The following is a 25,287-nucleotide window of genomic DNA, read 5'->3' on the forward strand; positions in this document are numbered from 1 at the left end:
GCGGCTGAAGCCGGCGCGATCCCAATGGACAATCTCCGCTCGCTCGTCGCGCTACTCGCCCGGCGCGCTGCGGAGCAGGCCGGCGATCGCGCCTATGTCTTCGTCTCCGATCGCGGGACGGAGGAAGCCTCCCTCACCTTCCGTCAATTGCACGAGGCTGCGCGCGCGCTCGCGGCGCGCCTGACCGCGACCGCGCAGCCCGGCGATCGCGCGATCCTGGTGTTTCCGCCGGGCATCGAGTTCATGGTGGCGTTCTTCGGCTGCCTGATGGCGGGTATCATCGCCGTACCGATGATGATGCCCCGGCGAAACAGCGCCCGCGATTCCAGCGCCGCGATCCTCGCCAATTGCACGCCGGCGCTCGCGCTGACCACTTCGGCCTTCGCCCTGCGTGGCGATCTGCGGGAACGCTTTGCGCAGGAGAACATCCGGTGGATCGAGGTCGATCTCTCCGAAGCGGCCGGTGCGACGGTCGACCTGCCCGAGCCTGCACCCGACGACATCGCGTTCCTGCAATACACCTCCGGTTCGACCTCTGAGCCGAAGGGCGTGATGGTGAGTCACGCCAATCTGCTCGCCAATCTCGAGATGATCCGGATCGCGCTCGGCAACGCCAGGCAGTCGACCTATGTCAACTGGGTGCCGCTCTATCACGACATGGGGCTGATCCTGAATGCGCTTCAGGCTCTCTATGTCGGCGCGACCTGCGTGCTGATGGCGCCGAACGCATTCATGCAGCGGCCGCTCGGCTGGCTGCGCGCGATCTCGCATTATCGTGCGGAGGTCGCCTGCGGGCCCAATTTCGGCTTCGATCTCTGCGTCAGCCGCTATCGTGCCGATCAGATGGACGGCGTGGATCTGTCCTCGCTCAGGATCGCGCTCAACGGCGCAGAACCGGTGCGCGCCGATACCATCGCGCGCTTCATCGAAACATTTGCCCCGCACGGATTCGAATCCCACGCGATGTTTCCCGCCTATGGCATGGCGGAAGCGACGCTCCTGATTTCCGGCGGAACGCGCGGCGGTGGCCATGTCACACGCAGCATCAGCCGCGCGGCGCTTCAGGCCCATGCGGCCGAGGCGTCGGCCGATCCTGACGACGCGCAGCTTGTCGTCGGTTGCGGCCGCGCGCTGACCGGCGAGCAGATCGCCATTGTCGACCCCGAGCACCGTGTGCGGCTTGCCGCCGACCGCGTCGGCGAAATCTGGGTCAGCGGCGCCAATGTCGCGCGCGCCTACTGGCGCAACGATGCGCCGACGCGCGAAGAGCTCAATGCGGAGATCGCGGGCGAGGATGGCCGGTGGCTGCGCACCGGCGACCTCGGCTTCCTCGATCATACGGGCGAATTGTTCGTCACCGGCCGGATCAAGGATCTCATCATCATCCGTGGCATCAACCACTATCCCCAGGACATCGAGCGCACGGTGCAATCGCAGGACAACGGCTTGCGCGAGAACTGCGGTGCGGCCTTTTCGGTGCCGGACGAACATGGCGAGGAAAGTCTCGTCATCGTCCAGGAAGTCGAACGCACCGCGCGCCACGCGATCGATACCGCCGAGATCAAGGGCCAGATCCGCGAGGCCATCGCCGACAGCCATGAGCTCTCCGCGCGACACGTCGCATTGATCCGTCCCGGCGCGCTGCCAAAAACCACCAGCGGCAAGATCCAGCGCAAGCTCGCCCGCAGGCTCTGGCTCGACGGCGGGTTTGAGGAGATCGGCTGAGCCGGCTCAGAAATCGATCGTCGCGCTCTCGCCATCGCGCAGGCTCGCGATAATGCCTTGCTCGATCCGGCGTGCGAGTTTGGGGCGATAGTGGATGAAGTCCGCGAAGTTGTCGCGGTCGCGGGTCAGCGCGTTGTCGACGCGATAGCTGATGAAATTGCTGTGTGGGCGGTCCACGATCAACTTCTTCAGCGCGCAATCGCAGGCCGCGCGATCCAGCGCAACATCCGTGCCGGGCTTTGTCACGACGTTCGCAAGCGTTGGCGGCACGATGATGACGATGGGCACGTCGGCCGGCAGCGTCCGGACGACGTCTTGCAGGGCGCTGATCTCGGGAAAGATCGCTCGCTCCTCCGCCGAGACGGCAGGTACAGGGTCTCGCGGCGCGTTGGCCTCCTTGAATTGGCCGGGCGGCCAGATGTCCTCATAGCTGACAAAGCCGTCCGGATTCATCCGCTGCCGCCAGCCGAGCCCGATGCTGAGCCGTTGAAAGGCCTGCTCGATCGCCTGCCAGGAGATCAACCGCACCGCGTAGGTGACGACGCTTCTGTCGTAGAGCCAATAGGGGAACGGAGCGCCCTCCTCCTTCGGCCGCGCATGCACGCACCAGCCGGGATCGGCCGCGATCACCAGCGCGCCGACCTGCCTGTGATTGCGCAGGAAGAAGTCGAGCACCGCGAGCTGCTCGCGCGGAGCCGAGCCGGTGGTGTAGAGCTGCACGAAGCGCAGGCCTGTCGCGCGGGACAATTCCACGGGCTCGATCATCTGCGCCGTCGAGTTACCAAGGATGGCGGCGTCGAAATTCGGGTCTCTCGCCCGGCTCGCAGCCGTGATCTGCGTCAGACGATTGTCGACGCCGTTAATGCCGAGCAGGCCGAGCTTGCCGCTGTCATAGGGATCGACGACCACCATCAGCGCCAGCACCAGCACGGCCGCGCCGATCAGCGTGCCCATGCAGGCTGTGATGCTCCGCCCCCAATCGGGATCGGTCTCAGAACTTGAAGTAGACGAATTCATGGAGATCCCGACCACCCATGTGGAGCAGCAAAGCGAAAAGGCAGATCCCGAGCACGCCGGCAAGCCAGGGACTCGGGCGGCGCGTGAAGAACGCGACGATGTCCTGACTGGCCGGCAACAGGAAGGCAAACAACGGCGCCACGATCAGCGGCCAGAGGTGCTGCCCGCGCGCGAGCGGCAATGGCTGGACGAGCCCGGCGAAGACATGCCAGGCGGCCTCGACCGAGCCGGCGCGAAAGATCACGCCGGTCGCCAGCACGAACAACACGGTGAGCGCCCAGCCGAGCCATGACGGGAAATGTGGGCCATAGCGCCGCCACAACGAACAAAGGACCTGCGCGAGACCATGCAGCACGCCCCACAGCACAAAGGCCCAGCTCGCGCCATGCCACAGGCCGCACAGCGCCATGGTGATCAGCATCGCACCGAAGAACTGTACCGGCAGAAAGCGCCGCGGCAGGATGCGTAGATTGACGAGGGGGTAGAACACGTAATCGCGCAGGAACAACATCAGCGTGATGTGCCAGCGCTGCCAGAAATCCTGGATGTTGGTCGAACGCAGCGGCGCATTGAAATTGTAGGGCAGCTGCACGCCGAACAGCAGGCCGAGGCCGATCGCGATGTCGGAATAGCCGGAGAAGTCGAACAGGATCTGGAACGAAAAGCAGAAGGCGAGCCAGCCATCGCCGCTTGCCAGCGGTCCAGCCGCCGCCTGCGTGTAAATGGGATCAAGCAGGTGCGCGATGCTGTCGGCGATCACGACCTTCTGGAACAGTCCGAGCGCGATGAAGCAGATCGCGATGCAGAACTGGCGTTGCCAGCCCGGCACATAGACCTGCCTGCCGAACTGATGCATCACCTCCGACCAGCGCGCCAGCGGGCCTGCGATCGCCTGCGGGAAGAAGGCAATGTAGAGCGCATAGCGATCGAGCGCGTAGAGCGGCGCCTTGCCGCGCTTCAGATCGACCAGATACATGATGTGGTGAAAGGTGAAGAAGGAGATGCCGAGCGGCAACCCGATGTCGAGTGTCGGCAGTGCGACGCCCAGCACATGCCCGAGATTGGCGAGAATGAAGTTGGCGTATTTGAACAACGCCAGCGCGCCGATATCGAGCGCGATGACAAGCGTCAGCACGGCCTTCCATTTCATCCGCCCATAGGCGACCGAGGCGAGCCAGTTGATGACGATCGAGGCAATCAGGAGCAGGATGAAGGACGGGCTGCCCCAGGCGTAGAAGGCCAGCGACAGCGCCACCTGCACGCCGATGCGCAAATGCGGATAGGGATCGACCAGGCGGTAGATCAGCAGTGCCGCCGGCAGGAACACCAGGAGAAAGGGGTAGTCGTTGAATAGCATCGGTTCAGCGCTGCGCCGTCATCGCCGGACGCCGATCCTTAGCCCGTTTCCAGATCGGGCGCGGCATCGCCCGGCTGCCGCAGCATGCGCCGGGCGATCTTCTCCTCGCTCGGCACCTTGACGTCCCAGGCGAGCCCGAGCGCTTCCAGCGCGCGGATGAAGATGAAGCCGGGATCGAACTCGAACCAGCGCAAGCCGAAGGCCGCCGAATACGGGAAGGCGTGGTGGTTGTTGTGCCAGCCCTCGCCCCAGGCGAGCCAGGCCATCACGCCGAGATTCCTGCTGTTGTCGTCGCGGGTGACGAAAGGCTGCGCGCCAAAAGTGTGCATGATGGAGTTGATGGCGGACATGGTCTGCTCGACCACGAACATGCGCACCACGCCGCCCCAGAGCAGGCCGCTCAGCGCGCCCCACAGGCTCATCGTGGCCAGGCCGCCGATCGCGGCCGGCAGCAACAGGCCGAGCGCGACCCAGCTGTAATAGTAGCTGTTGACGGCGACCAGCGTGCGGTTGGCCATCAGATCCGGCACGTAATGGGCGACGTTGGGATAGTCGTGCGCGATCATCCAGGTCAGATGCGCGTGCAGGAAGCCGCGCAGGCGGCCCAGCAGGCCGCCGCCATGCAGCCGCGGCGAATGCAGATCGCCATCGTGGTCGGACAATTCGTGGTGCCGGCGGTGCATGGCCGCCCAGGACAGCATCGGGCCGCGCCCGGCCATCGATCCCATCACGATCAGGATCGCGCTCGTCGCGGTCGAGGTGGCAAAGGCGCGATGGGTGAACAGGCGGTGATAGCCGACGGTCAGCCCAAGGCCGGTGACCAGCCAGAAGCCGAAGAACAGGCTGAGTTCCATCACCCCGATCGGACGGTAGAACAACAGCCCCAGCGCAACCAAGGTGCCTACGAAGGGCAGCACGTCGAAAATGATGAAATGCCGCCGCTGCATCTTGTGAAAATGGCGGCTGCGAATGATGCGGTGATCGCGTTTTGGTTGCACGGGCGGGGATTCCAAGGCGGTCAACAGTACATAACCGCCGCCCGACCGCAACCCAAGCTGCCGCCCCAGGTCTCAACAGGTCAAGGTTTCAACAGGTCTTGCCCATGGGGACTGCGGCGGCCGGTGCGCCAAAAGGCGGTCAATCCCCTCACTTTTGCGCGAGAATCCGCCTCCTCGGCCGCGCCGGCGGGGCCGGTTCATCCAGCTGTAAAAAGCCCGCAATACCGTCCGCCCATTCATTCAGCATGGACGTCGGGCGGGAGGTTTTGCGGTGTGCCCTGCATTGAGGCAGGTGCATCGTTGGCTTCCGCCCACGCGATCTGAACAGCGAATGCGGAGACTGTCATGAAGCGAGGCATTGCCGTTTTCGCCTCAGCCGCGGCGCTAATGGGCTTCTTCTATTTTATTGCAGGCAAATGGGCGATCCACCACAGCACCATGGCGTTCGCCGACATTCTGCGCGGCGACCGCGACGTGACCGTGGAGGTCTCCGTCCGCCGCGACCGCGAAATGGAAGCGATCGCGGAAATGATCGAGCTTCCGGTCGTGATCCTCAGCCACGGCAACACGGTCAAGCACACCGAGTATTCGTTCCTCACCAACACATTCGCCGCCCGCGGCTATCTGGTCGTCAGCATCCAGCACGATCTCGCAGCCGACGATCCGATGGTGACCAAGGCCAGCGAGGAATATGTCGGCCGCCGCTCGCAATACAACCGCGGCATCGCCAACATCCTTTTCACGATCGACGAGCTGAAGAAGCTGTATCCGAATGCGGATTACCGCCATCTGACCCTGGTGGGACATTCCAATGGCGGCGACATCTCGATGTATTTCGCCAAGCTGCATCCCGATCTGGTGAAGAAGGTCGTCACGCTCGACAATCTGCGCGTGCCCTTCGTCACCGACGGCAAGGTCAAGATCCTGTCCTTCCGCTCGAAGGATCCGCAATTCAAGGCCGATCCCGGCGTCGTCCCCGACGATGAAACCTGCGCCAAGGCCGGCATCCAGGTGGTCAGGACCGAATTCCAGCACAATGATCTCAGCGACCGCGGCTCGGACCAGGTCAAGGGCTTCATCGGCAGCGCGGTCGAGGATTTCCTGAACGACCTCGGCGAAGACGACAGCCCGTTCAACATGCCGCGCCTGTCGAAGCCGCGCCCCACCATCGACCAGCTTGCGGCCTCGGTGCCCGATCGCTGAGCGCACGGCCTCCCGCGCATTTCGCGGCCCTCGCCCTGCCCCTCCGCCCTCGCCGGGTGGACGGCGCAGCTGATGCCGACTATTGGTCGATATGGCATTGCGGCGGAAGCCGCCCCCTCTTGCCCGGCGTGGTTCATGATGTCATTCCGTCTTGCGCACCTGCTGGGCACGATCTGTCTTCTCGGTGCGGGAGGGGCCATGGCTCTTGATTCGGCTTTCGACCTCGAGGCGCATCGCGGCGGGCGGGCGCTGATGCCGGAAAACACCCTGCCGGCTTTTGCCAATGCCCTCTCGATGGGCGTGGACACGCTGGAACTCGATGTCGGCGTGACCGCTGACGGCGAGGTCGTCGTGTCGCATGAGCGCGGGCTCAATCCCGATCTCGCCAGGGATGCGAACGGCGCCTATATCGCTGCGCCCGGCACGCCTTTCGTGAAGCTGCGGTTCGCCGATGTCAGAGCCTACGATGTCGGCCAAATTCGGCCGGACAGCGCCTACGCCAAGCAATTTCCCGACCAGCGCGCCGTGCCGGGGACCCGCATTCCCACGCTGAAGGAGCTGTTCGCGCTGGTGCGCAAATCCGGCAACGAACGCGTGCGCTTCAATATCGAGACCAAGATCGATCCGGATCATCCGGATGAATCGATGGAGCCGCAGGCCTTTGTCGCGAAGCTGCTCGGGGTGATCCGAGATGAGAAATTTTCTGACCGCGTCATGATCCAGTCGTTCGACTGGCGAACGCTGCTGCTGATCCAGCAGCAGGCCCCGACAATTCCGACGGTGTATCTGACTCTGCAGCGCGGCTCGGCGCCGACCATCGCTCTCGACAAGGCCACCAGCTGGACGGCGGGTTACAGCCTGGCCGACCACGGCGGCTCGCTGCCACGCACGATCAAGGCCGCGGGCGGCGCGATCTGGTCGCCCTATTTCGGTGACGTGACTGCAGCGCTTGTTGCTGAAGCCCATACGCAGGGATTGCGCGTTGTGGTCTGGACTGTCAACAAGCCCGATGACATGGCGCGGATGATCGATATCGGCGTCGACGGCATCATCTCGGACCGGCCCGACCTGTTGCGGCAGGTCGCCGGCGAGAAAGGCTTGGCGCTGCCGCCGGGGACGCCGGTCCAGCCGTAAGCCTCAGCCTTACTGCTCTCCGTACCGCAGCCGCCGGTATAGCGCACCAAGGATGTTGGAATAGTCGTCGGTCCAGACCCGCACCTTCTCGTCCGCGTCGGTCTCCTCCCATTGCTTGGAAGAGGCAAGCTTGCCGACATCATCAGCCTCGCGCGCGGAGATGACGACGTCGGTGGAGAAGATGTAGTCGGCGTCGCGGCCCGAATCCTCGTCGTAGACCCAGCTTTTGAGATCGTTGGCATCGGCAATGCCGACCACGACGGGCTCGAGATCGAGATGCCGGTTGGAGACGTGCATCACTACGGCGCCGTGCGGGGCGAGCTTGTCCTTGTAGATCTTCATCGCCTCCTCGGTCGCGAGATGGATCGGGATCGCATCCGACGAATAGGCATCGACGATGATGAGGTCGTAGACGCCGTCGGGCTCCCTCGCGAAGGTGAGACGCGCATCCCCGATCACCGGCTTCAGGTCCGGCAGACAGCTCGAGATGTAGCGGAAATTTTTGGGATCACGCGCGGCATCCACCATGGACTGGTCGATCTCGAAGAATTTCCAGTCCTCGCCTGGCTCCGCGGCGCAGGCGAGCGTGCCCGATCCGACACCGATCGCCGCGACCTTCAACGGCGCGCCCTTGCGCTCGCGGATCGCGGAGATGGCCTGACCGATGCCGCCGTCCTTGTGGTAATAGGTGATCGGCTCGGGCCGGCCGGTGACCGGCGTACCGTCATTGTTCAGGAAACGCTCGGCACCGTGAATGGTGGTGCCGTGCATCAGCACGTGAAAATAGCCGCCCGGCGTCACCACGATCTTGTGCACGCCGAAGAAGCTGCGCACGGTGGTGACGCGGCCCTCGTCGGCCGGATAGATCCGCGTCAAGGCCAGCGCCAGCGCGACGGTGGCAAATATCTTCCAGCGGTCTGCGTTGAGGGCCAGCGCCAGAAGCGCTGCGAGCACGCCGACGGCGCCGGCGACCCAGACGCGGTGATCCCCGAACCAGGTCGAGATATCCCCTGTCATGTAAGACGGCACAACGAGCGCCGCCGCGAGCACGGCAAGCGCCAACCAATACCATCTCACAATGCCCGCAAGACGCTCGTTCACTGAGGGCCGGCACAGCGCGGCGAGCGCGACCAGGATCGGATATTCGGCGATCCATGAGAAGGTGAAGGGAGCGACGAGGCCGGCAAAGAGGCCACCGACCATGCCGCCGAACGACAGCGCGACATAGAAGCCGGTGAGATATTTGGCTGCGGGCCGGGTCCGCGCCAGTTCGCCATGGCAGGCCATGGCGATAACGAAGAAGCACAATTGATGGCCACCGAGCGTGAGCAGCAAATTCTGCTCGCCGCCGAAGGCGAGCAGGAAGATGATTCCCGCGATCGCGACCGGCTGGAGCATCAGCATCCATTTGTGCGGCAGCAGCGGCCGCGACTGGAACACTACAACCCAGGTCAGGAGGTACAGCGACAGCGGCAGCACCCACAGCAGCGGCGCCGCCGCGACGTCGGTCGAGATATGCGCGGTGACTGCGATCAGCAGGCCGGACGGCACCGCGGCGAGGAAGATCCAGCGCAGCCGCGTCACCACCGTCGGCGCCGGCGCATTCGCCTCCTCCGCTTGCACATCGGCCACAGCCAGCTTCGGCGAGCGCAGCAACAACACGCCGCAAGCGGAGATCAAAAGGATCAAAACGCCATAGCCGCCGGTCCAGAGCCGGTTCTGCGTATGCAGCGTGAAGATCGGCTCCAGCAGGAACGGATAGGACAACAGCGCGAGGAAGCTGCCGATGTTGGAGGAGGCATAGAGGAAATACGGATCGCGGCCGTCAGGATGGCCGGTGCGGACGAACCAGGCTTGCAGCAATGGGTTGTTGGCGGCGAGCGCGAAGAACGGTAGCCCAATCGATATCACGAACAGGCCAAGCAGCCAGAACGCATAGCCTGACGCCGGCGGCTCGCCATAAGCGCTGGCGATGCTGAGCGGGAGCGTCGCGAAGGCCGCGATCAGCAGCACCAGATGCACCACGACCGGAACCACGCGATTCCTAATCTGCATGAGGAGATGCGCATAGGCGTAACCGGCCAGCAGCAGCGACTGGAAGAACACCATCGCCACCGACCACACCGCCGGCGAGCCGCCGAGCCGCGGCAGCACCATCTTCGTGAACAGCGGCTGCACCGAGAACAGCAAGAGCGCACTGACGAAGATCGCAGCCGTGTAGACCGTCAGCAGCAGCCGGTTGCGCGACGAGGACGGTTGCTCCGTGGCTGCGGGTTGCACGATCGAATCCATGGGAGCTCCGGCAAAAGCGTTTTCCAGCGAGGTGGGCACCGGTTCGCGCGAGAAACCGCGTCGAACAAAGCCCCCGGCGGGCGCCGGGCGCGCGCAATGGAGCACACCGCGCCTGAACGGGCAATAAATGGTCTCGTGATGTTGCGTCGGGAAATGGCTGATATACAGCTGTCATTCCGGGCGCGGTCCTTCGGACCATCCGGAATGACCGTGGAACATTTTGAAATCGATCATGAGCGAAACCGACGTCGTCATCATCGGCGCTGGCCATAACGGCCTCACCTGCGCGGCCTATCTTGCGATGGCGGGCTTGCGCGTGCACGTGGTCGAGCGCCGCAAGGTGGTCGGCGGAGCCGCGGTCACGGAGGAGTTTCATCCGGGCTTCCGCAACTCGGTCGCGGCCTACACCGTGAGCTTGCTCAACCCGCAGGTCGTCCGCGATCTGGGGCTCGCAGAGCAGGGCCTGCGCGTGGTCGAGCGGCGCGCGCAGAATTTCCTGCCCGCCCCTGACGGCAACTATCTCCTCACCGGCGAGGGCCGGACCAAAGCATCAGTCGCGCGGCTCAGTGCGCGCGATGCCGATGCGCTCGACGGGTTTTCGCGCGAGCTCGAAGATATCGCCGACGTGCTGCGGCAGTTCGTGCTGCGCGCGCCGCCGAACCTGCTCGCCAGTTTTGGCATTGGCGCCATCCGCGAGGCTGCGAACGCGTTGACGACGGCCAACATCCTGCGCGGCCTGACGCTGGAGCAAAGCCGCAGCCTGCTCGATCTCTTCACCCGCTCGGCCGGCGAGATGCTGGACGAGCGCTTCGAGCACGATCTGGTCAAGGCGCTGTTCGGCTTCGATGCCATCGTCGGCAATTATGCGAGCCCCTACGCGGCCGGCTCGGCCTATGTGATGCTGCATCACGCCTTTGGCGAGGTGAACGGCAAGAAGGGCGTCTGGGGCCATGCCATTGGCGGCATGGGCGCGATCACGCAGGCGATGGCGCGCGCCGCGCGCAACCGCGGGGTCACGATCGACACCGATGCGAGCGTGCGCGAGGTGATCGTCGAGCGCGACCGTGCCGTCGGAGTGGTGCTGGAGAACGGCACGACCATTCGCGCCAAATATGTCGCGGCCAACGTCAATCCAAAGCTGCTCTATACGCGGCTGATCGCGGCCGATGCCCTTCCGTCCGATTTCCTCACCCGCATCCGCCACTGGAAGAACGGCTCCGGCACCTTCCGCATGAACGTGGCGCTGGACCGCCTGCCTTCCTTCACGGCGTTGCCGGGCGATGGCGATCACCTCTCCTCCGGCATCATCCTGGCGCCGAGCCTCGGCTACATGGACCGCGCCTATCTCGATGCACGGGTGCAGGGCTGGAGCCGATCACCCATCGTCGAGATGCTGATCCCCTCGACGCTCGACGACACGCTCGCGCCTGCGGGACAACACGTCGCCAGCCTGTTCTGCCAGCACGTCGCGCCGGAATTGCCCGACGGAAAATCCTGGGACGACCATCGCGACGAGGTCGCCGATCTCATGATCGCGACGGTGGACAGCTACGCGCCGGGCTTTGCGGCAAGCGTGCTCGGACGCCAGATCCTTTCCCCGCTCGATCTCGAGCGGCAGTTCGGCCTGCTCGGCGGCGACATTTTTCATGGCGCGCTGACACTGAACCAGCTGTTCTCGGCGCGACCAATGCTGGGCCATGCCGATTATCGCGGGCCCCTGAAGGGCCTCTATCACTGCGGCTCCGGCGCCCATCCCGGCGGCGGCGTCACCGGCGCGCCCGGCCACAACGCGGCGCAGGCGATCCTGCGGGACCACCGCGGCCTGTTCGCAAGCCGTGGATAGGTCTGTGGACGGGCTTGTGGACAGGCCTGTTGGCAGAGCTGTGGTGAAGCCGTGGATGCGTGGCGCGACAGCTTGGTACAAGCGCGGATCAAGCTGTGGAGAAGGGACTGGATATGCCGCGCATAAGCCGGTGGATCGCCACTTGATTTACGGGCGGACAAGCTGGGGAGTTCCTGTGAAACGAACTCCAAAACGACTTCGCCCGCCAAGGGGCAATTCCCCCAGCGGGCGCGCGTCGAAAAAAGCCGTCTATGAAGAAAGTGGCTCCCGCTGGGAAATGGGAGGCAGAAATTACTTCAAGGAGCTGCTAATCGAACCGAACTTGTCGTTCATGGTGGTGCCCAGGCTGTTCACCACGGTGATGATCGCCAGCGCGATACCGGCCGCGATCAGGCCGTATTCAATCGCGGTCGCGCCGGACTCATCGGACCAGAACTTCGAAACCATGCGCTTCAAGACTCGCCTCCATTTCCATTCAAGGGTGTGTTGGTTGGGTCCAACATCCGGAAATCTACGGAAAACAACCTGCGGTCTAGTTAACCCGGGGACTGCAAGTTATACGGAAAATTTGGAACAAAAGTTCTCAAAATTGAACCTGACGGAACCCTAGATGCAGCCTTTACCTACCCATCGCGCCAGCTTCTCGATCGGCAACGAGGCTGCTGCCAGGCGTGTCGTCGACGTCCTCACGGAGGTCTTTTTCGAGGGCGATGCAGCTGTCGCCGCCTTCGAACGGCCGGACGGACAATGGGACGTCACGCTGCATTTCGCCGAGGCGCCGGATCAGGAATTGCTGCGTGAACTCGTTGCAACTTCAGCAGGAAATGACATCGCTGCGACGCTTTCTTTCGACACGGTCGAGGCCAAGGACTGGGTCAAGGCGAGCCTCGAAGATCTCGTCCCGGTGCCGGCCGGACGCTTCGTCGTCCATGGCAGCCACGACCGCGACCGCGTGGCGCCAAACAAGCTCGCCATCGAGATCGAGGCGGCGCTCGCGTTCGGGACCGGCCACCACGGCACCACGCGTGGCTGTTTACTTCTGCTTGACCATGTCCTGAAACACGCGCGGCCCAAGCGCGTGCTCGACCTCGGCACCGGTACCGGCGTGCTGGGGATCGCGGCAGCCAAGGCGCTGCATCGCACAGTGCTGGCCTCCGATATCGACCCGCCCTCGGTGCGGGTCGCGGCCGAGAACGCGGCCCTGAACGAAGCCGGTCATTATGTGCGGGTGATCCGGGCCACTGGCTTCGCCGCGCCGGACTTTGCCACAAGCGGCCCGTTCGACCTGGTGCTGGCCAACATCCTTGCCAATCCGTTACGCCAGTTGTCGGGTCCGATGGTCCGGCATCTTGCGCCCGGCGCCCGCGTCATTCTCTCCGGCCTGTTAACCCACCAGGCCCCCGCCGTGATCGCCGCCTACCGCGCGCGCGGCCTTGTGCCATTGCGGCATCTGCGGATCGAGGGGTGGAGCAGTTTGTTGCTGCGGCGAGTGGATTGAGCGAGGTGCCGTAGGGTGGGCAAAGCGAAGCGTGCCCACCCTCCGTCAGCGAATCCCGGAAAGATGGTGGGCACGGCGCTTTGCGCCTCTGCCCACCCTACGAGACTGTCGTCGCCGCGCTACTCAGCCGGCTTGTCGTCCCGGCGCATGACGCGTTTGTCTCGCAACGCCCGCCTCGCGCGACGCTCGCTAAACCGGTCCATCATCTGGCTGATGAGCCCGCGCGGCTTCTTCGGTGTCGTTGCTGCGGGCGCGCCGCGCACCGGCGGCGAAATCTTCTCAAAGGTGAATGCTGGCATCGTGTGTCCCCTCGCCGTTGAGATGAACCACTTGCTCGAATTTCCCTGTTATCCGGATGAAGCGCAACAGCTGCATCCTTTACTCCACTCAATTCGAATTGAACTATTTCAAGCACAGTCCATGCCAGTTGAAATGCCAAATGCGTCTACATTGCGGACTGATCTCCATGATCCTAAACTGAGCCATGTTCGAAGCGCACTTCCAGACATTCGAGGAGCCCGAGGCCGGCGTCGCATTGACGGCGCGGCTTGCCGCACTCCGTGAAGAACTCGCCCGCCGCAAGTTGACCGGCTTCGTCATTCCGCGCGCCGATCAGCAGCAGAATGAGTATGTCGCGCCCTCCGAAGAGCGCCTCGCCTGGCTGACCGGCTTTACCGGCTCGGCCGGGCTCGCCGTGGTGCTGGCCCAGGAAGCTGCATTGTTCGTCGACGGCCGTTACACGATCCAGGCGGCCAAGCAGGTCGACGCCAAGGCGTGGGCGGTGGAGTCGCTGATCGATCCGCCGCCGGAAAGCTGGGTCTCGGCGCATCTCAAATCCGGCGATCGCCTAGGATTTGATCCGTGGCTGCACACTTTTGCGGCAGCCGAGCGCCTCTCCGCCGCCTGCACCAAAGCCGGCGCCGAACTGGTGGCAGTCGACAGCAATCCGGTCGACGCGGTCTGGCAGGACCGGCCGCAGCCGCCGGTCGCGCCGGTCGCGATCCACGGCCTGCAATATGCCGGTGTCGCCGAGGCCGAGAAGGTCGCTCAGATCAAGGGCGAGATCGACAAGCTGGGCGCCGACGCGCTGGTGCTGTCGGATAGCCACGCGGTCGCCTGGACCTTCAACATCCGCGGCGCCGACGTAGCGCATACGCCGCTGCCGCTGTCCTACGCACTGGTGCCAAAGGTCGGCCGGCCGACCGTGTTCATCGACCACCGCAAGCTCTCCAACCTCTCGCGTGACCATCTCGAGCAATCGGCCGACGTGCGCGAGCCCGATGCGCTGACGCCGACGCTGATGGCGCTCGCCAAGAGCGGCGCGGCGATTGCGCTCGACAACGCCACTGCGGCCGACGCGCTGAGCCGGTTGATTGTGAGCAGCGGCGGCAAGCCGGTGCGCGGCAGCGATCCGATCGCGCTGCTCAAGGCGGTGAAGAACGCGACCGAGATCAAGGGCACGCAGACGGCGCACCGCCGTGACGCAATCGCACTGGCGCGTTTCCTCGCCTTCATCGATCGCGAGGCAGGAAGCGGCAAGCTCACCGAGATCGACGCCGTCGAGGCGCTGGAGACGTTCCGCCGCGATACCGGCGCCCTGAAGGACGTGTCGTTCCCGACCATCTCCGGCACCGGCCCGAACGGCGCCATCGTGCACTACCGCGTCACCCGCAAGAGCAACCGGCGGATCGCGCCCGGCGACCTGCTGCTGATCGATTCCGGCGCGCAATACGAAGACGGCACCACCGACGTCACCCGCACCATGGCGGTGGGCGAGCCGACGGAGGAGATGCGCGACCGCTTCACCCGCGTGCTGCGCGGCCATATCGCGATCGCACGCGCGGTGTTTCCCGACGGCACCACCGGCGCGCAGCTCGACACGCTGGCGCGGCAATATCTCTGGGCCGCCGGCGTCGACTTCGAGCATGGCACAGGCCACGGGGTCGGCAGCTATCTCAGTGTGCACGAAGGCCCGGCGCGGATCTCGAAACTCGGCACCACGCCGCTGAAGCGCGGCATGATCCTCTCCAACGAGCCGGGCTACTACAAGACTGATGGCTTCGGCATCCGCATCGAGAACCTCGCGCTGGTGGTTGCCGCCGACATCAAGGGTGCCGAGAAATCGATGAATGCGTTCGAGACGCTGACGCTGGCGCCGATCGATCGCCGGCTCATCGACGCCGCGATGCTGAGCAAGGAAGAGCTCGCCTGGCTCAATGCCTACCATGCGCGCGTCCGCGCCGAGGTGGGCCCGGCGCTGGATGAAGCAACGAAAGCGTGGCTTGATCAGGCGACGGCGGAGTTGACCTAGCGCGCATGGCGCTACGCGGTTTGCGCAAGGCTTGGCCGCTTTCGCCCGCAATCACGACAGGCTTTGCACGCTCCTGACGCAGTTTGCCCGTAAAACAACGGCCTCCTGCACACGGTCATGATAACAGTCCCGGAATCGGTATAGCCGCATTCCCAAACGCCGATATCCGTCTTGTGCCAGCGCGCTACAGTCCGATTCGAATTCGGAAGATGGACACGCATGCACGGCATGATCAGCAAGCCGCCGGGAACGGCGACAACCAACCTCGCGACGTCGCGCCTGGTGTTGCTGCTGCTGGTCGTCATGACCGGGATCGCGCCGATCTCGCTCTACATCCTGGTTCCGGCGTTGCCCGTGCTGGCGACGAATTTCGGCAGCGACATCTCGATCGCGCAGATGACGGTGTCGCTCTACATGGTCGGCATCGCGCTGTCGCAGCTGATCATGGGGCCGCTGTCGGACAGGTTCGGCCGGCGCCCGGTGCTGCTTGGCGGCCTCGCGCTGATGGTCGCCGCAAGCGTCGCCTGCATCTTCGCCGAAACCCTGCCGCAGCTGATCGCAGCGCGCTTCTTCCAGGCGCTCGGCGGCGCTTCCGGCATGGTGGTGAGCCGCGCCATCATCCGCGACATCTACGCGCGCGACCGCGTCGCCTCCATGATCAGCCTCGTGGTCGCAGCGCTAATGATCGGCCAGATGGTCTCGCCGCTCACCGGCGGCCTGATCGAGACCGCATTTGGCTGGCGCGCGATCTTCTACGCCGTCACCATCGCCGCGATCGCGGTCGCAATCGGCATCGCGATCGCGTTGCCCGAGACGCGCCGCGACCGCGCGGTCGGCAGCGGCGGCTTTCGCAGCGACGTCGGCACCCTGATCAAGAGCCGCGCCTTCATCGGCTATGTGATGTGCCAGGTGCTGGCGTCCCAGATCATCTTCACCTTCGCCGGCGGCGGCCCCTACATCGTTGTGACGCAGATGGGCCGGACCAGTGCCGAATACGGCGCGTGGTTCGCAACGACCGGATTTGCGTATCTCGTCGGCAATCTCCTGTGCGTGCGCTTCGCGCCGCGGCACTCGCTGGAAAAGCTGATCTGGTTCGGACTCGGCCTGCAGCTCTGCGGCAGCCTGTTGAACCTGTTGTGGAGCTTTACCGGCTGGAACGAGGCGCCCGCCTGGCTGTTCGGCACGCAGATGATCGTGATGGTCGGCAATGCCTTCGTGATGGCGAATTCCGCTGCCGGCGCGATCAGCATCCGTCCCGAGGCCGCCGGCACCGCGTCAGGCGCGATGGGCTTCCTGCAGCAGGGGATCGGCGCGCTGATGTCGCAATTCGGTGCCTATCTCGGCGGCCACTCGGCAACGACGCTGCCATTGACCTCGGCCGTGCTTGCGGTCTCGCTGCTCTGCGCCTCGACAATGCTCTTCATCGTCCCCCGCCGGGAAATGGTGGTGAGTGAGGAGTTGATCGAACAGGCGGAAGAGGAAGAGAGCGGGATGATGTGAGGGACGGCTGCCTCCCCGTCATTGCGAGCGCAGCGAAGCAATCCAGACCGTCACCGCAGAACGATTCTGGATTGCTTCGCTGCGCTCGCAATGACGGAGAAGAGTCACTCCCCGATCAGCGCCAGCCACTCATCCTCGGTCAGCACCTTGACGCCGTGCTTGGTGGCTTCCGCAAGCTTCGAGCCCGCGCCGGGGCCGGCGACGACAAGATCAGTCTTCTTCGACACCGAGCCTGAGACCTTGGCGCCCAATCGCTCCGCGGTCGCCTTGGCCTCATCGCGCGTCATCTTCTCCAGCGATCCCGTGAACACCACCGTCTTGCCGGCGACGGCGGAGTTGCTCTTCGGCTTCTCGGCGTCGACGATCTCGACCTCCTTGGTCAGCCGCTCGACAATGCCGCGATTGTGGCTCTCGCCGAAATAGTCGGCGATGCTCTTGATCACGGTTTCGCCGATCTGGTCGAGCGCGTCCATCTCCGCCATCGCCTCCTCGTCGCCCTTGGCGACCTTGAGGCAGGCGTCGTGGAAGGCATCCCAGGAGCCGTAGCCGCGTGCCAGTGCGAGCGCCGTGGTCTCACCGACATGGCGCATGCCGAGCGCATAGACGAAGCGCTCCAGCGCGATTTTGCGCCGGCTCTCGATGGCGGCGAACAGATTGCGCACCGAGGTCGCGCCGTAGCCCTCGATCTCCTCGAGCTTGAGCTTTGCGTTGCGCTTCTCAAGCGTGAAGATGTCGGAGGGTTCTTTCACCCATCCCTCGTCGAAGAAATACTGCAGCTGCTTCTCGCCGAGACCGTCGATGTCGAAAGCGCGTCGCGACACGAACAGTTTTAAGTGCTCGATCTTCTGATAGGGGCAGGCGAATTCGCCGGTGCAGCGCGATCGCGACTCCTCCTCGCCTGCCGCCGTCTCTCCACGCACAACGTCGGTGTGCAGCGGGCACGGACACTTCTTCGGGAGGTGAAACTCCTTCGCGCCTTTCGGCCGTTTGTCGAGAACGACGTCAACCACCTGCGGGATGACGTCACCGGCGCGTTGGATCACGACGGTGTCGCCGATCCGGATGTCGCGCCCCTCGCGCAGCACCTCGCCCTTGTTGCCTATGCCCTTGATGTAGTCCTCGTTGTGCAGCGTGACATTCTGCACGATCACGCCGCCGACGCCGATCGGCTCGAGCTTGCCGACCGGCGTGAACGAGCCGGTACGCCCAACCTGGATCTCGATGTCGCGGAGCACCGTCATGGCGCGTTCGGCCGGGAATTTGTGAGCGATGCCCCAGCGCGGCGTGCGCGAGACGAAACCGAGCCGCTCCTGCCAGTCGAGGCGATCGACCTTGTAAACAACGCCGTCGATGTCGTAGTCGAGCTTTGCGCGCTCTTCCTCGATACTCTGGTGGAACGCGATCAGCTCCTCGACGGAGTGACACAGCTTGGTCAGCGGATTGGTCCTGAAGCCGCAGCGCTCGAACCAGTGGATCATATCGCTCTGCGTATCCTCGGGCATCGCGCTCATCTCGCCCCAGGCATACGCAAAGAAGCCGAGTGGGCGTGATGCGGTGATAGTCGGATCCTTCTGCCGCAACGAGCCTGCGGCCGAATTGCGCGGATTGGCGAATATGGTGTCGCCGGCCGCCTTCTGGCGCTCGTTGAGCGCGAGGAAGGCCTTCTTGGTCATATAGACTTCGCCGCGCACCTCGCAGACGTCAGGGACGTTACGGCCCTTCAGCTTCTGCGGCACGTCTTCGAGCGTGCGGATGTTGGCGGTGACGTCCTCGCCCTCCGCACCGTCGCCACGCGTCGCCGCGGTGACGAGCTCGCCGCCCTCGTAGCGCAGCGACATCGAGAGGCCGTCGATCTTCGGCTCGGCGGAGAAATTGATCTTGTCGTCGTCGAGCTTCAGGAAGCGCACGATGCGGCCGACGAAGTCGCGCACGTCTTCCTCGGCAAAGGCATTGTCGAGCGACAGCATCGGAACGGAATGCCGCACCTTCCTGAAACGCCCCGATGGCGCCGCGCCGACCTTCTGTGAGGGCGAGTCGCCACTGACGAATTCCGGAAAGCGTTTTTCGATCGCATCGAGGCGGTGACGCAGGGCGTCATACTCGGCGTCGGTGACGGTGGGCGCGTCGTCCTGATAGTAGCGCTCGTTGTGCCCCTCGATCTCGAGCGACAGCCGCATGTGCTCGACCTTGGCCTGCGCCTTGGTGAGGTCGGCAACGTCACGAAGCGTTTTGGATTTTGGTGCTCTTGCCATGGTGCTTGGATACGATGGAGCGGGTAGGACGGTAAAGGCGTGTGAAAATCTCGTACCCCGGACACTGCGCAGCGCGAAACGGTGCGCTGCAGAGCCGGGGCCCATAGGGCGGAAGTCTGGGTCCCGGCTCGCGCTACGCGCGTCCGGGACACGAAGCCTAACTCGCCGCCTTGAGCAGCCGGTCCGCGGCCGCCCTCGCCTCGGCCGTGATCTCGGCGCCTGCGAGCATGCGGGCGATTTCCTCGCGGCGGTGGTCGGCGGCGAGCGCGTTGACGCGGGTGGCGACGCGCTTGCCCTTGTCCAGCGCATCCTTGGAGATCAAGAGATGCTGGTCGGCACGGGCGGCGACCTGCGGGGCGTGGGTCACGGCCATCACCTGGACCTTGCCAGCAAGCCGTGCCAGACGCCCGCCGATGGCATCCGCGACCGCGCCGCCGACGCCGGTATCGATTTCGTCGAAGACGAGCGTCGGCGCCGAACCGCGGTCGGACAGCACGACCTTGAGCGCCAGAAGGAAGCGCGAAAGCTCGCCACCGGAGGCGACCTTCATCATCGGCCCGGCTTTGGTGCCCGGATTGGTCTGCACCCAGAACTCGACGCGATCGAAGCCTTGCGGCCCGGGCGCGGCCTCGTCGGTCGTGACTTGCGTCATGAATTTCGCGCGCTCGAGCTTGAGCGGGGCGAGCTCGGCATTGACGGCCTTGTTGAGCATCTCGGCCGATTTCTGCCGCGCTGCCGACAGTTTTTTCGCAGCCGCCGCATAGCGTGCATCGGCCTCGATCGCGACCTGCTCCAGCTTCTTCAAGCGCGAGGCGCCGGCATCGATCAGCACGACGTCGGCGGCGTATTTGGCGGCAAGCGCCGCCAGGCCATCGACCGGCGTCGAATATTTGCGCGAGGCGGCGCGCAAAGCGAACAACCTCTCCTCGATGCGCTCCAGCTCGGCCGGGTCGAAATCGGTTGCGGCGAGCGCGGCCTGGAGATGCTGATCGGCCTCCTCCAACGCGTTGATTGCGATATCGATTGCCCTCACCGCGGGCTCGACCAGCGCCGGCGAGTTGACGCCGCGGCGCTCCAGCCGGCGCACGGCGGCCGACAGCGCCGCGACCGGCGAATTATGGCCGCCGACGACCTCCTGCGCCTCTCGCAGATCAGAGGCGATCTTCTCGCCCTGCATCATGGTGGTGCGGCGCGAGGCGAGCGAGGTCTCTTCGCCGTCCTTCGGCGCGAGCTGCTTCAGTTCGTCGGAGGCGTGGCGCAGATAGTCGGCCTCGCGCGCGGCGCGCTCCATGCCGGCGCGATGCTCTTCCAGCTCAGTGTTGGCGGTGCGGCGCGCGTCCCAGAGGGCTTCGACGGCTACGACATCCTTTTCGAGGCCCGCAAAGGCATCGAGCAGGCGGCGATGGGTGGCGGCATCGACCAGCGCGCGCTCGTCATGCTGGCCGTGGATTTCGACCAGCGCGGCGCCGACGGCCTTCAGAGTCTGCACGCTGATCGCCTGGTCGTTGATGAAGGCGCGGGTGCGGCCGTCGGCGAACTGCACCCGCCGCAGGATCATCTCGCCGGTGTCGTCGAGCCCGTTCTCGGCGAGGATTTTCGTTGCGGGGTGATTTTTGGGGATATCGAAGACGGCCGTGACCTGCCCCTGCTCCGCGCCATGGCGCACGAGGCCGGCGTCGCCGCGGCCACCGAGCGCCAGTGCAAAGGCATCGAGCAGGATGGATTTGCCCGCACCGGTCTCGCCGGTCAAAACCGCAAGTCCGGTGGCGAATTCGATATCGAGCCGTTCGATCAGGACGATGTCACGGATCGACAGACGCGCCAGCATGGAACCAGATTTCCTAGCCGAGACCTAGAGGCCTATCTTCTTGAAGGTCCGGCTGATCCAAGACCCCTGATTCTCGCTCGGCTCGAGACCGCCGGATTTTACAAGATTATAGGCGTCCTTGTACCACCGGCTGTCGGGAAAATTATGCCCGAGCACGGCGGCGGCGGTCTGGGCCTCGCCGACGATGCCGATCGACATGTAGGCCTCGGTGAGACGGTAGAGCGCCTCCTCGACGTGGCGCGTGGTCTGGTACTGCGTCACCACGGCCTTGTAGCGGTTGATCGCGGCCGTGTAGTCGCGCTTCTGCATGTAATAACGGCCGACATTCATTTCCTTGCCGGCAAGCTGGTCGCGCGCGCCCTCGATCTTGGCCTTGGCGGAGGTCGCATATTCGGACGTCGGATATTTGCGCACCACCTCTTCCAGCGAGGCGATCGCCTTCTCGGTGCGGCCCTGGTCACGGTTGATGTCCGGAATCTGATCGTAATGCGAGGCGGCGATCAAATATTGCGCGTAAGCGGCGTCCGGGCTGCCGGGATGCAGGGTGACGTAGCGAGTGGCAGCGCCGATGCAGCTGTCATAGTCGCCGCCCTGGTAGGATGCGTAGGCCGACATCAGCAGCGATTTGCGCGCCCAGTCGGAATAGGGATGCTGGCGGTCGACCTCTTCGAACTTCTTGTTCGCCGCCTTCATGTCCTTCTTTTCGTTCATGAGGTACAAGCCCTCATTGTAGATCTTGTCGGCAGGCTCCTCGACGAAGGTATCATCCTTGGCGATGAACTTGTCCCAGAGCGAGCCGGTGCCGCAGCCGGCCAGCGGCAACGCGAGCACGAAGAGGGTCGCGGCCTGAAGCAGCCCACGGGCTCGCGGTGAAACCAAGAGATATCCGCGCGTCATACGCTGTGCCGACATGAATTTAAGACCTGACGCCCTGTGATGCGGTGCCCGCCAGCCCATGATCCCCGTCACGGGCGCGAAATGTAACCGTGGTGCCTGCCATGCGACCACGTCGGTGTAACCGAAAAACGATTGTTAACCCATCGGATAGGCAGGCATTCCGCCCGGATTAAGGCGAAAACGCCGCAATCCTAGTCGATCATGGTTACCAGGAGTTTCCCGGATAAAACGCCAGCCGCTTCAGGCTTCAGGACACGTCCGGCCCGTAGGCGGCAGCGATCCTGCCGCCAACAATGCCGCTGCCGACCTCGGCCACGCCACGCGTGGTGCGGCGGGCCACCTCACCCTCGACCACCCGCCAGGCGGTCCGGTCGGCCAGCAGTGCGGTCAGGACGGCGTGGTTGAGCTTGTGGCCGCCACGTACCGAACGATAGGCACCGAGCAGCGGCAGGCCGGCCAGCGCGAGATCGCCGATCACGTCCAGCACCTTGTGGCGGGCGCATTCGTCGGCGTAGCGCAGGCCCTCGGTGTTGAGCAGCCGCTCCTCGTCGAACACGACGGTGTTTTCGAAGGAGGCGCCGAGCGCATAGCCCGCGCTCCAGAGCCGGGCAACATCGCCCATCAGACCGAAGGTCCGGGCACGGCCGACTTCGCGGCGGAAGCGCTCGGGGCTCACGTCGAAGCCGTAGCTCTGCTGGCCGATGACGGGATTGGTGAAATCGATCTCGACCTCGGCGCGGAAACCGTTGGCGTAGGGCCGGATCTCGCCGAAGGAGTCGCCGACCTTGACCGAAACCGGCTTCAAAACCTGGATGAACCGACGCTGCGCCGGCTGGTTGACGATGCCGGCCTGATCGATCGCCGCGATGAAGGCAGCGGCGCTGCCGTCCATGATCGGCACTTCCGGACCGTCGATCTCGATGGTGGCATTGTCGACACCCATGCCCCGCAGCGCAGCCAGCACGTGCTCAGCGGTGGAAACCAGCGGACCACTGCGATCGCCGAGGACGGTCGCGAAGTCGGTCGCGATCACCTGCTCGGCGGTCGCCTGGATCTCGCGGTCACGTCCTTCAAGGCCGGTGCGGACAAAAATAAAACCTGCATCGACGGGTGCAGGTCCAAGCGTAAGGGTGACGGGAAGACCGGAATGAACGCCGACGCCGGCCACGGTGGCTTGCGCACGAAGCGTTGTTTGCCGGCTAAATTTCATCAGGAACCGCCCCACTACGACCAACTGCGACTTATACTGGACCCGACTGATCGATCGAGATCGACCGTCCGAATCTCCGTATCCCCAAGTCACACCGAACCATAGTCACTGCCTCAAACAGCGCCAACTCACGCTTTTTTACCGATTGTTACCCCAAACCTGCCGTATTCGCGCCAAGGCTTAACCAAATTGCACCTCGGTTTGGGGCACTTATCGGCAGCTTTACTGAAGCACCGAACCGGTAATTAATGATTTAAAATCAGTTGCTTGAACGCGCAATCCGGATATGCACGGGACATAAGGAAAGGCCCCGGCAAGCTTCCCGCCGGGGCCTTTCTGCGTCTGCCTTATTGTAACAATCCTCACGTCGCCTGACGCCGCAGGAAGGCCGGGATATCAAGATGGTCGTCTCCCTGTGGCGCCGGCGCAACAGGTGCCGGGCGGCCATGGGCGTCGAGACCCTGCGGCGCGGGCCGGCGGGCATATTCCGACACCGGTTCGCTGGCTGCGATCTGCTGCTGCACCGTCCGCTGCTGCTTGCGCTCGGGCAGCGCCGGCATGGCGGGACCGGCGGTGCGGGCGGCGATCGGGGCCTCGGTCTCTTCGTCGCGACGGCCGAGGCCGACATTGGCGAGGCGCTGGAGCAGCGACAGGCGGGTCTTCTGCGGCGTTTCCTCCTCGACCTCGCCACGGGCCTGACGAAGCTCGGCCTGGGCCGGCATCGGCAGTTCCTCGATGCGCGGCATCCGCGGCGCACGCACCGGCGCGCGCTCGGCCTGCGGCGGGATGAAGGTTTCCGGCGTCATCGGCTCATGCATGGCCATCGGGGCCTGCTCGGGCTCAGGAAACAGCGTCGGCTTCTGCGCGATCGGGCGCACGGTGACGTCGCCATAGGTCTGCATCGGCGCGGGCACCTGCGGGACTTCGGAAACGGCGGCAGCGATCGCGGCAAGCGCCGCACGTTCGACATTCGCACGCGGCCCGACGGGCGCGGCGGCCGGAATCTGCCCTTCCAACTTCTGGGCGCGTTCGGCCAGACGCTGGTTGTCGGCGCGGAGTCGTGCGGTCAGGTCGGCGAGACGGCTTTCGGCAGCGGCGGCCGGAGCTGCGGGCGCCTGCTGCACCTGCTGCGGCGCAACGTTCGCGACCGGAGCGCTGGTGCCCTTACTGTTGCGGGCGATCGCGTCTTGCTCGATGCCGGTGGCGACGACCGAGACGCGGATCAGGCCGTCGAGCGCTTCGTCGAAGGTGGCGCCGACGATGATGTTGGCGTCCTGGTCGACTTCCTCGCGGATGCGGGTCGCGGCTTCGTCGACCTCGAACAGGGTGAGGTCCTTGCCGCCGGTGATGGAGATCAGGAGGCCCTTGGCACCCTTCATCGAACTGTCGTCGATCAGCGGATTGGCGATCGCGGCCTCAGCGGCGGTCAGCGCGCGCTTGTCGCCGGAGGCTTCGCCGGTGCCCATCATCGCCTTGCCCATCTCGCGCATGACGGCGCGGACGTCGGCGAAGTCGAGGTTGATCAGGCCTTCCTTGACCATCAGATCGGTGATGCAGGCCACGCCCGAGTAGAGCACCTGGTCGGCCATCGCGAAGGCGTCGGCGAAGGTGGTCTTCTCGTTGGCGACCCGGAACAGGTTCTGATTCGGGATGATCAGGAGCGTATCGACGACCTTGTGAAGCTCGTTGATGCCGGCTTCGGCGGTGCGCATGCGGCGGCCGCCCTCGAAGTGGAACGGCTTGGTCACGACGCCGACGGTGAGGATGCCCATGTCGCGCGCGGTCTTGGCGATGACCGGAGCAGCGCCGGTGCCGGTGCCGCCGCCCATGCCGGCGGTGACGAACACCATGTTGGCGCCCGAGAGATGGTCACGCAGCTCGTCGATGACTTCTTCGGCCGCCGCGGCACCGACGTTCGGCTGCGAGCCGGCGCCCAACCCTTGCGTCACTGCGGTGCCCATCTGCACGATGCGCTGCGCCTTCGACATCGTCAGCGCCTGCGCGTCGGTGTTGGCGACCACGAAGTCGACGCCCTGGAGGCCGGCCGTGATCATGTTGTTGACGGCGTTGCCGCCGGCGCCGCCGACGCCGAACACGGTGATGCGGGGCTTCAACTCGTGAATATCAGGAACGTTGATGCTGATGGTCATGTTTGCCTCTCGATCACGCGCGCGTGGGTTCGCCCCGGCCTGCGGCCGCGGGAGTTGGTGAAAATCGACAAT

General features: G+C 64.7%; 18 protein-coding genes. 7 read left to right on the plus strand and 11 right to left on the minus strand.

What is annotated here, in order from left to right:
• Positions 1-24 precede the first annotated feature (24 nt).
• Complete coding sequence (locus tag V1280_RS19205) at positions 25-1,725, plus strand: fatty acyl-AMP ligase (RefSeq protein ID WP_334527285.1); 1,701 nt, start codon at positions 25-27, stop codon at positions 1,723-1,725.
• Positions 1,726-1,731: 6 nt separating this feature from the next.
• On the opposite strand, the gene V1280_RS19210 is transcribed toward V1280_RS19205, so the two are convergent.
• Genes V1280_RS19210 through V1280_RS19220 form a run of 3 tightly spaced genes read right to left on the minus strand, consistent with a single transcriptional unit; the run spans position 1,732 to position 5,097 of the window.
• Positions 1,732-2,742 (minus strand): hypothetical protein, encoded by a 1,011-nt coding sequence (locus V1280_RS19210; protein WP_334527288.1) that lies wholly within the window; start codon positions 2,740-2,742, stop codon positions 1,732-1,734.
• Complete coding sequence (locus V1280_RS19215) at positions 2,717-4,099, minus strand: MBOAT family O-acyltransferase (RefSeq protein WP_334527289.1); 1,383 nt, start codon at positions 4,097-4,099, stop codon at positions 2,717-2,719. The genes V1280_RS19210 and V1280_RS19215 overlap by 26 nt, the downstream gene beginning before the upstream one ends.
• A gap of 38 nt (positions 4,100-4,137) precedes the next feature.
• The gene (locus V1280_RS19220; protein WP_334527291.1) at positions 4,138-5,097 is read right to left on the minus strand and encodes an acyl-CoA desaturase; all 960 of its coding nucleotides are present in this window, start codon (positions 5,095-5,097) and stop codon (positions 4,138-4,140) included.
• Between the two features lie 345 nt (positions 5,098-5,442).
• On the opposite strand from V1280_RS19220, the gene V1280_RS19225 reads away from it, so the two are divergent.
• Both V1280_RS19225 and V1280_RS19230 read left to right on the plus strand, forming a co-directional pair.
• Positions 5,443-6,300, plus strand: coding sequence for an alpha/beta hydrolase (locus V1280_RS19225; RefSeq protein ID WP_334527294.1), 858 nt, complete (start codon positions 5,443-5,445; stop codon positions 6,298-6,300).
• Between the two features lie 198 nt (positions 6,301-6,498).
• The gene (locus V1280_RS19230) at positions 6,499-7,434 is read left to right on the plus strand and encodes a glycerophosphodiester phosphodiesterase (RefSeq protein ID WP_334527297.1); all 936 of its coding nucleotides are present in this window, start codon (positions 6,499-6,501) and stop codon (positions 7,432-7,434) included.
• Between the two features lie 9 nt (positions 7,435-7,443).
• On the opposite strand, the gene V1280_RS19235 is transcribed toward V1280_RS19230, so the two are convergent.
• Entirely contained in the window at positions 7,444-9,726 is a 2,283-nt protein-coding gene (locus V1280_RS19235; RefSeq protein ID WP_334527299.1) for a spermidine synthase, read from the minus strand.
• Positions 9,727-9,958: 232 nt separating this feature from the next.
• Here V1280_RS19235 and V1280_RS19240 point away from each other — a divergent pair, with 232 nt between their 5' ends.
• Positions 9,959-11,569, plus strand: coding sequence for a phytoene desaturase family protein (locus tag V1280_RS19240; protein WP_334527302.1), 1,611 nt, complete (start codon positions 9,959-9,961; stop codon positions 11,567-11,569).
• Between the two features lie 291 nt (positions 11,570-11,860).
• Here V1280_RS19240 and V1280_RS19245 read toward each other — a convergent pair whose 3' ends face one another.
• Positions 11,861-12,016, minus strand: a complete 156-nt coding sequence (locus tag V1280_RS19245; protein ID WP_148754203.1) for a Flp family type IVb pilin — start codon at positions 12,014-12,016, stop codon at positions 11,861-11,863.
• A gap of 163 nt (positions 12,017-12,179) precedes the next feature.
• Here V1280_RS19245 and V1280_RS19250 point away from each other — a divergent pair, with 163 nt between their 5' ends.
• On the plus strand, positions 12,180-13,067 hold the full coding sequence (locus V1280_RS19250; RefSeq protein WP_334527306.1) for a 50S ribosomal protein L11 methyltransferase: 888 nt from the start codon (positions 12,180-12,182) through the stop codon (positions 13,065-13,067).
• Positions 13,068-13,186: 119 nt separating this feature from the next.
• Here the strand turns inward: V1280_RS19250 and V1280_RS19255 are convergent, their stop codons facing one another.
• Positions 13,187-13,366: a hypothetical protein gene (locus tag V1280_RS19255; protein WP_334527308.1), complete on the minus strand. Its 180-nt coding sequence runs from the start codon at positions 13,364-13,366 to the stop codon at positions 13,187-13,189.
• Between the two features lie 185 nt (positions 13,367-13,551).
• On the opposite strand from V1280_RS19255, the gene V1280_RS19260 reads away from it, so the two are divergent.
• A complete protein-coding gene (locus V1280_RS19260; protein ID WP_334527310.1) occupies positions 13,552-15,378 on the plus strand; it encodes an aminopeptidase P family protein in 1,827 nt (608 codons plus the stop codon).
• Positions 15,379-15,597: 219 nt separating this feature from the next.
• Positions 15,598-16,878, plus strand: coding sequence for a multidrug effflux MFS transporter (locus V1280_RS19265; RefSeq protein ID WP_334527313.1), 1,281 nt, complete (start codon positions 15,598-15,600; stop codon positions 16,876-16,878).
• A 104-nt stretch (positions 16,879-16,982) separates the two neighbouring features.
• Here the strand turns inward: V1280_RS19265 and ligA are convergent, their stop codons facing one another.
• The 5 genes from ligA to ftsZ all read right to left on the minus strand — a co-directional run bounded on the left by ligA (position 16,983) and on the right by ftsZ (position 25,215).
• Positions 16,983-19,130, minus strand: coding sequence for an NAD-dependent DNA ligase LigA (gene ligA, locus V1280_RS19270; protein ID WP_334527316.1), 2,148 nt, complete (start codon positions 19,128-19,130; stop codon positions 16,983-16,985).
• Between the two features lie 157 nt (positions 19,131-19,287).
• A complete protein-coding gene (recN, locus tag V1280_RS19275) occupies positions 19,288-20,958 on the minus strand; it encodes a DNA repair protein RecN (RefSeq protein ID WP_334527319.1) in 1,671 nt (556 codons plus the stop codon).
• Between the two features lie 24 nt (positions 20,959-20,982).
• Entirely contained in the window at positions 20,983-21,870 is an 888-nt protein-coding gene (locus tag V1280_RS19280; RefSeq protein ID WP_334527323.1) for an outer membrane protein assembly factor BamD, read from the minus strand.
• A 232-nt stretch (positions 21,871-22,102) separates the two neighbouring features.
• The gene (gene lpxC, locus V1280_RS19285; RefSeq protein ID WP_334527326.1) at positions 22,103-23,065 is read right to left on the minus strand and encodes a UDP-3-O-acyl-N-acetylglucosamine deacetylase; all 963 of its coding nucleotides are present in this window, start codon (positions 23,063-23,065) and stop codon (positions 22,103-22,105) included.
• A gap of 362 nt (positions 23,066-23,427) precedes the next feature.
• Positions 23,428-25,215: a cell division protein FtsZ gene (ftsZ, locus tag V1280_RS19290; protein WP_334527329.1), complete on the minus strand. Its 1,788-nt coding sequence runs from the start codon at positions 25,213-25,215 to the stop codon at positions 23,428-23,430.
• Positions 25,216-25,287: the final 72 nt, after the last annotated feature.

It is taken from the genome of Bradyrhizobium sp. AZCC 2230 (assembly GCF_036924495.1).
In the GTDB taxonomy this organism is placed as follows: Bacteria; Pseudomonadota; Alphaproteobacteria; order Rhizobiales; family Xanthobacteraceae; genus Bradyrhizobium; species Bradyrhizobium rifense.